Origin of the sequence: Mycobacterium sp. (assembly GCF_032162605.1) — a bacterium.
Lineage (GTDB): Bacteria > Actinomycetota > Actinomycetes > Mycobacteriales > Mycobacteriaceae > Mycobacterium.
Window position 1 is genome coordinate 1 of record NZ_JAVROT010000562.1, and the last position, 9,732, is coordinate 9,732.

At 64.9% G+C, this 9,732-nt stretch carries 12 protein-coding genes; 3 read left to right on the plus strand and 9 right to left on the minus strand.

Annotated features, from left to right (window positions below; translation table 11 throughout):
* The 8 genes from QOI01_RS31095 to QOI01_RS31130 all read right to left on the minus strand — a co-directional run.
* The coding region (locus QOI01_RS31095; protein ID WP_526387254.1) for a GntR family transcriptional regulator at positions 1-446 on the minus strand (446 nt) is incomplete at its 3' end.
* 111 nt (positions 447-557) lie between these two features.
* Positions 558-2,909: a xanthine dehydrogenase family protein molybdopterin-binding subunit gene (locus tag QOI01_RS31100; RefSeq protein WP_526387256.1), complete on the minus strand. Its 2,352-nt coding sequence runs from the start codon at positions 2,907-2,909 to the stop codon at positions 558-560.
* Complete coding sequence (locus QOI01_RS31105; protein WP_526387258.1) at positions 2,906-3,433, minus strand: (2Fe-2S)-binding protein; 528 nt, start codon at positions 3,431-3,433, stop codon at positions 2,906-2,908. The genes QOI01_RS31100 and QOI01_RS31105 overlap by 4 nt, the downstream gene beginning before the upstream one ends.
* The gene (locus tag QOI01_RS31110) at positions 3,430-4,230 is read right to left on the minus strand and encodes an FAD binding domain-containing protein (RefSeq protein WP_526387260.1); all 801 of its coding nucleotides are present in this window, start codon (positions 4,228-4,230) and stop codon (positions 3,430-3,432) included. Before QOI01_RS31110 ends, QOI01_RS31105 begins: the two co-directional genes overlap by 4 nt.
* On the minus strand, positions 4,230-4,688 hold the full coding sequence (locus QOI01_RS31115) for an SRPBCC family protein (protein WP_526387262.1): 459 nt from the start codon (positions 4,686-4,688) through the stop codon (positions 4,230-4,232). Before QOI01_RS31115 ends, QOI01_RS31110 begins: the two co-directional genes overlap by 1 nt.
* Positions 4,689-4,790: 102 nt before the next feature.
* A complete protein-coding gene (fgd, locus tag QOI01_RS31120) occupies positions 4,791-5,801 on the minus strand; it encodes a glucose-6-phosphate dehydrogenase (coenzyme-F420) (RefSeq protein WP_526387264.1) in 1,011 nt (336 codons plus the stop codon).
* A gap of 183 nt (positions 5,802-5,984) precedes the next feature.
* A complete protein-coding gene (locus QOI01_RS31125; protein ID WP_526387266.1) occupies positions 5,985-6,413 on the minus strand; it encodes an organic hydroperoxide resistance protein in 429 nt (142 codons plus the stop codon).
* A 72-nt stretch (positions 6,414-6,485) separates the two neighbouring features.
* Positions 6,486-7,175 carry a class I SAM-dependent methyltransferase gene (locus QOI01_RS31130; RefSeq protein WP_526387268.1) on the minus strand — a complete coding sequence of 230 codons (690 nt, stop codon included), beginning with the start codon at positions 7,173-7,175 and terminating at the stop codon, positions 6,486-6,488.
* 132 nt (positions 7,176-7,307) lie between these two features.
* On the opposite strand from QOI01_RS31130, the gene QOI01_RS31135 reads away from it, so the two are divergent.
* Both QOI01_RS31135 and QOI01_RS31140 read left to right on the plus strand, forming a co-directional pair.
* Entirely contained in the window at positions 7,308-7,829 is a 522-nt protein-coding gene (locus tag QOI01_RS31135; RefSeq protein ID WP_526387270.1) for a thiamine pyrophosphate-dependent enzyme, read from the plus strand.
* 26 nt (positions 7,830-7,855) lie between these two features.
* On the plus strand, positions 7,856-8,233 hold the full coding sequence (locus QOI01_RS31140; RefSeq protein ID WP_526387272.1) for an NAD(P)-binding domain-containing protein: 378 nt from the start codon (positions 7,856-7,858) through the stop codon (positions 8,231-8,233).
* Between the two features lie 282 nt (positions 8,234-8,515).
* On the opposite strand, the gene QOI01_RS31145 is transcribed toward QOI01_RS31140, so the two are convergent.
* Positions 8,516-8,968, minus strand: a complete 453-nt coding sequence (locus QOI01_RS31145) for a hypothetical protein (protein WP_526387274.1) — start codon at positions 8,966-8,968, stop codon at positions 8,516-8,518.
* A 130-nt stretch (positions 8,969-9,098) separates the two neighbouring features.
* Between QOI01_RS31145 and QOI01_RS31150 the strand changes: the two genes are divergently transcribed.
* Entirely contained in the window at positions 9,099-9,659 is a 561-nt protein-coding gene (locus QOI01_RS31150; RefSeq protein WP_526387276.1) for a cupin domain-containing protein, read from the plus strand.
* Positions 9,660-9,732 lie beyond the last annotated feature (73 nt).

Consider the following 9,732-nt stretch of genomic DNA (forward strand, 5'->3'; position numbering starts at 1 on the left):
TCCAGCCGATCGCTGAGCTCGTTGGCTTTCTCCAACTCATCGACAATCGCTTCGAGCCGGTCCACCAACTCGTCGTCGAGCGCCTCGATCGCGAGCCTGAGCAGATAGGACTCGAGCAGAACTCGAAGCTCGTAGATCTCGGCGATCTCGGCGGGTCGCAGCACCGAGACCGTGGCACCCCGGTAGTGATTGATCTGAACGAGCCCCTCGTTCTCGAGCTGCCGCAGGCTCGCCCGCACCGGCATCCGGCTCACGCCAAGCGATAGCGCGATCGCATCGAGGTTCAGCCGCTGGCCGGGCCGGAAGATCCCCTGGGTGATCGCCTCGCGGATGAACGCCTGGGTCATATCCTCGACAGTTTTGAATGTGCCGCGGACCGCATCCGCGATGTGTACCAGGACCTGGGCGTCCTTGTCGGAGACCTCGACCTCACCCGTGCGCGCCATCGCCCCCTGCCTCTTTCCTCCAGTACAGCCTTGTCCCGACTGTGGCCACGAATTCGCAATGCTCAGTTTGCATATTAGATCAAGAATCCTTCAGCACGTGTTGGAGCGCCGTTAGTCGTCGTCCGGCAGATCGTTCATCAGCCGCCACACCCGTTCCGGGGTCAATGGCAACCGAGTCGGCCACCGACCCACCGCCTGGGCGATCGCCGATGCCACCGCCCCGCCGATGGGGTTCAGCTGACCCTCGCCTGCGCCTTTTGCTCCGTACGGCCCGACGCCGTCCCTGCGTTCGGCGATCATCAGATCGATCCGCCGGGCCAGATCACCGGCCCTCGGCACCCGATAGTCGACGACGTTGGCGTTGGCCAGCTGGGGCCCGTCGTAAACCAGCTCTTCGAACAGCGCGGCACCCAGCCCCTGGGTGGCAGCGCCGAGATCCTGCGCCTCGACCGCCTGCGGGTTGATCGCAAAGCCGACGTCGGCGCAGGTAACGAGTTGATCGACGGTGACATAACCGGTGTCCGGATCCACCTCGACGGCAACTCCGACCATGCCGGTCTCCCAAAACGGCGGCATCTCCTTGGTCACACCCTCGCGCCGTACCAGACCGACGCCGGTCACCTCACCGGCGGAACCACCAAACCACTTGCGGATCACCGAGCCGAAGTCAAGGGACTGCCCGTCCGGTCCGCGCACCGCGCCGGGGGCGTCGGCGACCTCGTCGGGTGCACAGCCCCACAGCTCCGCCGCCATGGTCCGCAGCTTCTGCCTGGCCTCGGCACAGGCCCGCTGTAACGCAAGACCGGCCAACGTCGTGGTGCGGCTCGCACCCGTGGTGCGTTCATATGCCGACCCCGCGGTGTCCGACTGCACAACGGACACCTTGCGCATGTCGATGCCGAATTCCTCGGCAGTGATCTGCGCCAGCAGCGACTTGCTCCCCTGCCCCATCTCGGTGGAGCCGGATAACACGATCACCGATCCGTCCGTCTCGACACGAACCTGAGCGGTGGAGATCGGATACGCACCGGCATCCGATGCGGCCGCGCCGAAACCGATTCCGTAGTAAGGGATGTCGCGGCGCCCGCGCTCGAGCGACTCCACGACCATCTCCAGGTCGGCCAGCAGGTCGGCGTCGATCCCGCGGTTGCCGGGCAGGATCTCCTCGCCGAAGCGCACCAGGTTCCTGCGCCGGATATCGGCGCGGCTAATGCCGAGCTCGTCGGCCCCCTGGTCCATGTTGGTCTCACCGGCGAGATTGCCCTGCGGAGCCCCGAAACCACGGTAGGACGACGCCGGCGAGGTGTTCGTGTAGATCGATCGACCGCGGACCCGTACCGCGGGGACCCGATACGGACCGAAACACCGGTTCACCGACTTGGCGAGCACGAGCGGACTGTTGTCGGCGTAGGCACCAGAGTCCATGGTGATGTCGAACTCGCGGGCAAGAATTCGTCCCTCCGCATCGAAGGCGCTACGCACGTCTACCAACGCATCGTCGACTCTGGTGGTGTAGATCGCCTCGTCGACCGTCAGCGTCAGTTTGACGGGGCGGCCGACGGCCCACGACGCCACCGCGACAAGCGGTTCCACCTTGGTATAGGACTTCGAGCCGTAGCCGCCACCGAGGTAGGGCGCCGTGACTCGGACTCGCGCCAGCGGCAGATCGAAGATCCGCGCCAGATCGTCGCGGACCATGAACGGGTGCTGGGCCGAGGTGATGACCGTCAGCCCGTCATCACTGTAGGAAGCCACGGCGTTGTAGGGCTCCATGGCATAGGCATAGAGCATCGGATAACGGGTGGTTCCCTCGACGATCAGGTGTGCGTCGGCGAAGGCGGCGTCGACGTCACCCCAGCCGATGTTGACCTCGTGGGCGACATTGGTCAGCTCGGGCGTCTTCTCCTCGCCGCCCTCGGTCTCGGTCAGCTCCTTGAACGAGGCGTCCGCTGTTGCGGCGTACTCCGTTTCGTGGACGAGCGGCGCTCCGTCGGCGAGTGCCTCCGCCGCCGACATCACCGTCGGCAGTTCGTCATAGCTCACCTCGATGAGGTCCGCGGCATCGGCGGCCGCCGCACGGGTCTCGGCAAGGACGATGGCCACCGGCTCGCCGAAATACCGCACCTTTCCGGTCGCCAGGACGAAATGGTCGGAGATGATGTGGCCGAATCGCGCAAACAGCTTCTCCAAGTCAAAGGCCGTTACGACCGCGACCACATCAGGTAGCGCCAGTGCCTTGTCGGAGTCGATGCCCAGGATCTCGGCGTGCGCGCGGTCTGACCGCACGATCTTGGCGTGCAGCATGCCGGGCATCGTGATATCGACCGCGTACTGCGCTGTGCCAAGGACCTTTTCGACCAGGTCACGGCGGCGGACCGACCGGCCCACGGTGCTGTGTTCGTCGGCGTGCCGAGAACGCAGCTCCTGCGCGTGCGGCTGACCAGGCGGGAGATCGATGGTCATGGGTGACTCGTTCCGTGCCCGTTGGTCGCGGCCAGACGGCGGGTGCACGTCGCGGCGACCTCGCAGACAGCGTCGATGATCGGTAGATATCCGGTGCAGCGGCAGATGTTTCCTTCGAGATGCTCGATGACAGCGTGCCGGTCCACCGCCTCAGCCGACTCGATCAGCGCGGTCGCCATCATCAGGAATCCCGGTGTGCAGAAACCGCATTGCAACGCATGGTGGCTAACGAACGCTTCCTGCAGCGGGTTCGGCTCACCGTTTTCGGCCAGCCCCTCGACAGTGCGCACGTGGGCGCCGTCGGCGTCGACGGCGAGGAACGTGCAGGAGCTGACTGGCCGGTCGTTGACCAAAACCGTGCACACGCCGCAGACCTGAAGTTCGCAGCTGATCTTGGTGCCGGTCAGCCCAAGATCTTCGCGCAGGAAATCCGCCAGAAGGGTGCGCGGCGTGACCGCCCGCTCGATCGAAGTCCCATTGACACGCAGGCTGATCTCGACGATGGCGAGTTCGGCGGCACTCATGCGGCCGTACCCAACAAGTCGATCGCACGCCGGATGAACACTCCCGCAACGTGGCGCTTGTACCGCTCGGACCCGGTCAGGTCCGGGGTCGGGTCGAGTTCCGCTGCGATGGAGTCAGGCTCTATCTCGCCCGGATCGCCGAAGGTCCACAGGGTCTGTACCTCGCCCACCGCGCCGACCACGAGCCGACAGTGTCCGCCGGCGGCGTCGTGCAGCAGCGCGACACCGACAGTGGGACGCTCAGTCACCTGATACTTCAGATACACCGCATGAGTTCCACTCTCCGGCAACATAACCCGAACATCGACCAACAGTTCTTCAGGCTCCTTGTCGGCAAAGTAGGGGCCTGCGACGAACTCCTCCACGGGCACGGTGCGACGCCCACCGGGACCGGCCAGCGTCACTTCAGCCCCATAGGCGACCAGCGCCGTCGCGACATCGGATTTCGGTTCGGCGAAGCACAGATTGCCCCCGATCGAGCCCTGTGCGCGCACCCGGGCGTTGCCGACTCCGCCCTCGACCTTGGCCAGCATCGGCAGGTGCTCGCGCAGCACTGGGTGCACAGCGAGATCCATGTGCCGTTCGATGCCGCCGATGACGACAGCGCCGCCCTCGACGCGGACTCCCGACAGCTCCACGACCCCCTTGATGTCGACAAGCGTCTCCGGCCGATGCAGCCCGGCGCGCATCGCCAGCAGCAACTCGGTGCCCCCGCAATACGGCACCTTCTCCTCACTGATCGCGTCGATCGCCTCTGCGAGATCGCGGGGCCTGCACAGCCGAAAGGACGGCAGCATCAGACCGCGCCGAGATCTTCACTGGCCGCACCGAAGAATTCGTCGAGGATCTTCTGGGCCTTCTTGTTGATGGTTCCCGAGCCCATGCTGGCCGCCTTCCCGGTGACCTCGTACACCCCGTCCACGACGATCGTCGAGCCGTGGCTCTCGGGCCGCACCTGCATGGTCGCGATGACCAAAAGCCGGGAGCCGACCGACCGGTCCTCCCCGAGTGCACGCACTTTCAACGAGGAGCCCTCGTCGACTTCGCTGACGGTGACGTCGAGATCGGCGCGGAGCTTGAACGGCCCGAGGCGGTCCATCAGGACGGCGGTGTACTTGGTCAGCGGTTCGATCTCCACTGCGTCCTCGACGATTGACACCCAGCTCACCAGCCGCGGGACATCCACCATCGCCGACCACGAGTCGGCGGGCGTCGACTTGACCGGCAGATCGCGGTGGAACTCCGTACGTGGCATCTCTGTCCTTCGCGACGCGTCAGTAATGAATCGAGAATATTAGATACAAGTTACGATGGCATCGTACAGCGCGCAAGATGCCCCGCACCGGCGTCGGCCGGTCTATCCGAGCTTGCGCAGCCGCGGCTCGAGGTCGCGCTTGAAGAGTTCGAGGAATCGGCGCTGGTCGTGGCCGGGCGCATGAAACACCAGATGATTCAGGCCCCAGGTGACGTACTGGCCGACCTTCTCCACCGCCTCGTCGGGATCCGAGGACACGATCCAGCGCTTGGCGACCTGCTCGATCGGCAACGCGTCGGCAGCCTTCTCCATCTCGATCGGATCCTCGATCGAGTGCTTCTGCTCCGCGCTCAATGACAACGGCGCCCAGAAGCGGGTGTTCTCCAGCGCCAGTTCAGGATCGGTGTCATAGGAGATCTTGATCTCGATCATCCGGTCCACCTCATCGGCGTTGCGGCCGGCGACCTCGGCGCCCTTCTTGACCGCTGGAATCAGTTTGTCCTGGTAGAGCTCTTCACCCTTGCCCGAGGTGCAGATGAATCCGTCCCCGACGCGCCCTGCGTACTTAGCCACCACCGGTCCGCCCGCCGCAATGTAGACCGGCACCCCGCCGGCGGGCACGTCATAGATGGACGCGCCCTTCAGGTGGTAGTAGGCGCCGTCGAAGTCGACCCGGTCCCCCAACCACAACTCCCGCATCAGTTGCACGGACTCCCGCAACCGGGCGAACCGCTCCTTGAAATCCGGCCACTCGCCCGCATATCCCGTCGCGATCTCATTGAGTGCCTCACCGGTCCCCACACCCAGGAACACCCGCTCGGGGTACAGGCAGGCCATGGTCGCGAATGCCTGCGCCACCACTGCCGGGTTGTACCGGAACGTCGGTGTCAATACCGAGGTCCCCAGAATCAACCGCTTCGTACGCTCACCGACCGCCGTCATCCACGCCAGCGAGAACGGCGCATGCCCACCCTGATGACGCCACGGCTGAAAATGGTCGCTCACCGTCGCCGAGTCCATCCCGTGTTCTTCGGCCAGCACTGCCAACTCCACCAGTTCACGCGGGGCGAACTGCTCCGCCGATGCTTTGTATCCAAGATTCAGTTTAGTCACGCAGCAGTTTGTACACCGCCAGCCGGCTTTACGAAATACCCGGTGCCAGATTGGCCTCACCGGGTTGGACCGCGCACCCACCGAGACCCGTAATCGCAGGCAGCACAAGGTGATCGACGACACTCAACACAGGTAGACCGTGGATACGTCGATATGCCGGGGTGTGGCCCCTCGCCCCGTAGATCAGACGGTGGCCACCAGCGACACGGCGATGTTCCCGAGCGTCGCCTTGGAGTACGGGCAGACCTGGTGCGCCTGATTCATCAGCTCGTCGGCGGTGCGCTGGTCCAGGCCCGGCAAGTGGCCGCGCAGCATCGCCGTCAGTCCGAAACCTCCTTCGGAGTGCCTACCGAACCCAATTTGCGCTGTCACAGTGGTCTTTTCGTCGATGCCAATGTCGCCGGTGCGGGCCGCCTTGCGCAGGGCGCCGAGAAAGCAGGCGGCGTAACCGGCCGAGAACAGCAACTCCGGGTTGACGCCGTCACCACTGCCGCCCGTCTCCTTCGGCGGCTGGGTGTCGAAGTCGAGCTTGCCGTCGGAAGACCGGACGTGACCGGTGCGGCCCCCTCCGGTGGCGATGGATTCTGCGGTGTAGACAACGTCGACGCTCAATGCTTTAGCCCTTTCGGTGTGAGAAGTACTGCAATTCGACCGTATTGGCGGCATGCCCGCCCGCCGCGACGCTCAGCCAGGTGTGCCGGGTAGCGGCCGGCGGCCGAGGTACAGGCAGGTATAGAACGCACGCCACGCGACGTCGCAGTCGCTGAGACCGGCCTGTGCCATTGCGGCCAAATGATCAGTCATCGACGGGAACGGGTGATAGTGCGGATGGGTGGGCTTGCCCGCCTTGGGTCCCGCGAACACCGGCAACACGTCGCGGTATCGACGGTCCCAATCACCGGGTGGGAGAATGTGATCGAGCGTGACCAGCCACCCGTGTGGCTGTAACACCTCGGCCGCCGCGGCGTAGAAGGCGAGCAGCCCGGCATGATCGAAGTGGTGCGCCACCCGCGAATTGAGCACGACGTCGGCGCCCTGCGCGGCCTCGATACCGGCGAGCCTGGCCGCGTCGTCGACGACGTAGTCGACCCGATCGGCGAACGGGGCAAGGTGTTGCTCCGCCTGTTCCCGCATGCCGGGCGACGCGTCGATCCACACTCCGCGCGCGTCCGGATAGGCCCGTAACACCGTGGCCAGGAACGTGCCAGGCCCGCTGCCGACATCGACGATCAATTGAGGCGCTCGGGCGCGGCCGATCAGCTCGGTCGCCATCGCCCATGGCAGCTCCAACAGGGCGGCGAGCCCGTCCGCGGAGCGCCAGCTGGCGGCGTACTCGGACGACGACCAGGACTCGATGATTTGTCGGTTACCCATCGCCGCGCTCCTGCTGATCAGTGGTTTCGGGAGGAAGTCGGGGCGGTAGGAATTTGCCACCTAGCGCCCACCGGCACCCTGGTCTATCGTACTTTACATCATAGATCTTAGATACAAGTGGCCGTCTGATTGGTGGTCTGGCGGGACTCACCGCCGAACTTCGCGCTCGCCTCGGCGTACAGCGTGCTGCTGGTGGTGCTCACCTCGATCGGCATCTTCCTCTACGCCCGGGTACTGCGGCGCAACGGCCAGTACGCGACGATCACCGGAAAGGAAGCGGCCACAACACGACTCGACCTCGGGGTCTGGCGCTGGGCAGTGACGGCTGGCGTGCTGGTGTATGCGCTGATCGTGGTGGTCGTGTCGATCCTGACGGTGATGGTCAACAACCGGGCCTACAACAACGACTGGAATCATCAGCTCGCGATGGCCGACCGGGGTTCGACACCGCGTGCCGATGCCGAGATCCGCACCACGATCGACGACCCAGCGGTCGGTTTCGCGGCATTGGCCCGGTCGTTCGGATGGCACGCTGAAGGCCCCGTCACCGACCTCGACGAGTTGCCTGCCGCACTGAAACGTGCCGCCGCCGTCGTGCAGACCGGCAAACCTGCGCTGGTGGACGTGGTGTGCTGGCCGGAACCCCCACGCTGACAATGTGATTCGGAATCGGAGAACACATGACCCCGGATACGACACCAGCGGAGCCGATTGCGTCCGGTGACGGCGTGGCGGTGATCGGCTTGGGAAAGATGGGCCTGCCGATGGCAAGGCATCTGCGCGGCGCGGGATTCCGGGTGAGCGGCTACGACCCGTCGCCGGCCTGCCAGGACCGCGCGGCCGCGCTGGTCGTGGTTGGCTTCGACGAGCAGGCAGTCGAGGTGATCTCCGAGCCGGGCCGTGGCCTGTTGGCCGAGGCCAGACCGGGGTTCGTGATCGCCATGTGTAGCACGGTCCAGACGTCCACGTCGCTGCAGATGGCGGAGGCGGCGGACAAGGTGGGCGCCGGCAGTGGTGTTTCGGCGAGCATGAGCGACTTCACCCGGGCTCACCTGTGAACGAGCAACGGCGATCGCGGGTCGACCGCGAGGATCACGAACTGCTGACCTTCGTGATCAGCTGGCTGCCGTACGGCGGCGTGCGCGACGACGACGTTTTCGTGCGATTCGGTCTGACCAAGCATCGCTTTCCGGTCCGCCTGCGGGAGACTGTCGGTCGGCAACGCCGCCACATTCACCCACAGACAGCGAAGCGGCTGATGGAACTGTGCGAACAGCTCGAAGGCGTTTCGGACCCAACGATTCTCGCGTCCACCCGCACCAACGGTGTCGAAGACGCGCTCAATCATCCCAAGCGGTGCCGCATTCCGCGCAACGGTACAGCCGCACCCGGTCGCGCAGCCCCGCCGCCACGTGCTGATCTGCCGGGCCGAGAAGCTCGGCTTTGGTCGACCCGCACTCCGGGCACATCTGATTGAAGACCCGCACCTCGTTGGGCAGGTCATAGGTCATGCCGATCACGATCACTCCGCCATCGGTCGACTCGACCAACCGGGTCAGCGCGTTGTCGTCACGGTCGACGACGTCGTCGTACCGCAGAGACATCACCAGCTGCTGCCCCTGTGGCAGCCGGCTGCGCACCTGCTCCTCGGTCAGGGCGACGACATCATCGGGCGAGTTGCGCAGTGCCCTGCCCCCGACCGGCACCCACACCGCCGCGGTCGGTACTGCTCCTGACGGCAGGGCATCCCTCACGAGACTGGCTTCCCAAGGCTGGCGGGCCGATTCGGTCATGAGGTCTCCTGGTCGCACTTGGTCGGGGGAACGTAAAACACGAGGTCAGATGTTCGATCCAGCACAGAGCTTATCCGCCTCCAAGCTGTTGACGTTCAAATTGTATCTATTATCATGTATTGAACCGGTCATGGCACCGGTCGATACGTACTACGGAGGAGACACCGCGAACATGCCCGAAACCAGGATCGAGTCCATCGACGAGATCGAGATTCGCGACCAGGCACTCAGCGAGACCGCCAACAGCGAGATGACCAACCGCGAGCAGTGGAACCAGAAGAATCCTCCCACTGAAGCGGTGATCATCAAGGATCTGAAGACCACCGAGCTGACGCCGCGCGAGTACCGCAACACCAAGGCGCGCTTCTACCGGCTCGGTGGCGACATCCGGCTGCAGCCGCACGTCAGCGAGCTACCGCCGAATGGTGAGTCGGTCAACCACCGCCACACCACCGAGGCCGTCATCTACATCGTCCGTGGCGTCGGGCACACCATCATCAGCTGGGATGGCGTCAACAAGCAGCGCATCGATTGGGCCGAGGGCGACATGTTCAGCTTCCCGGTGTGGATGTGGCACCAGCACTTCAACGACAGCGATACCGAGGTTGCGCGGTACCTGGCAGTCCAGGACACCTTCGCCGTCAAGGCGCTTGGCCTGCATCAGATCGAACGCTTCCCCGAAGGCCAGTAGCCAGTCCACCGACCCGACGATGGCCGTGCCCCCGAGCCAGGGTGCACGGCCATCGGTGCGTGATGGGTTACCC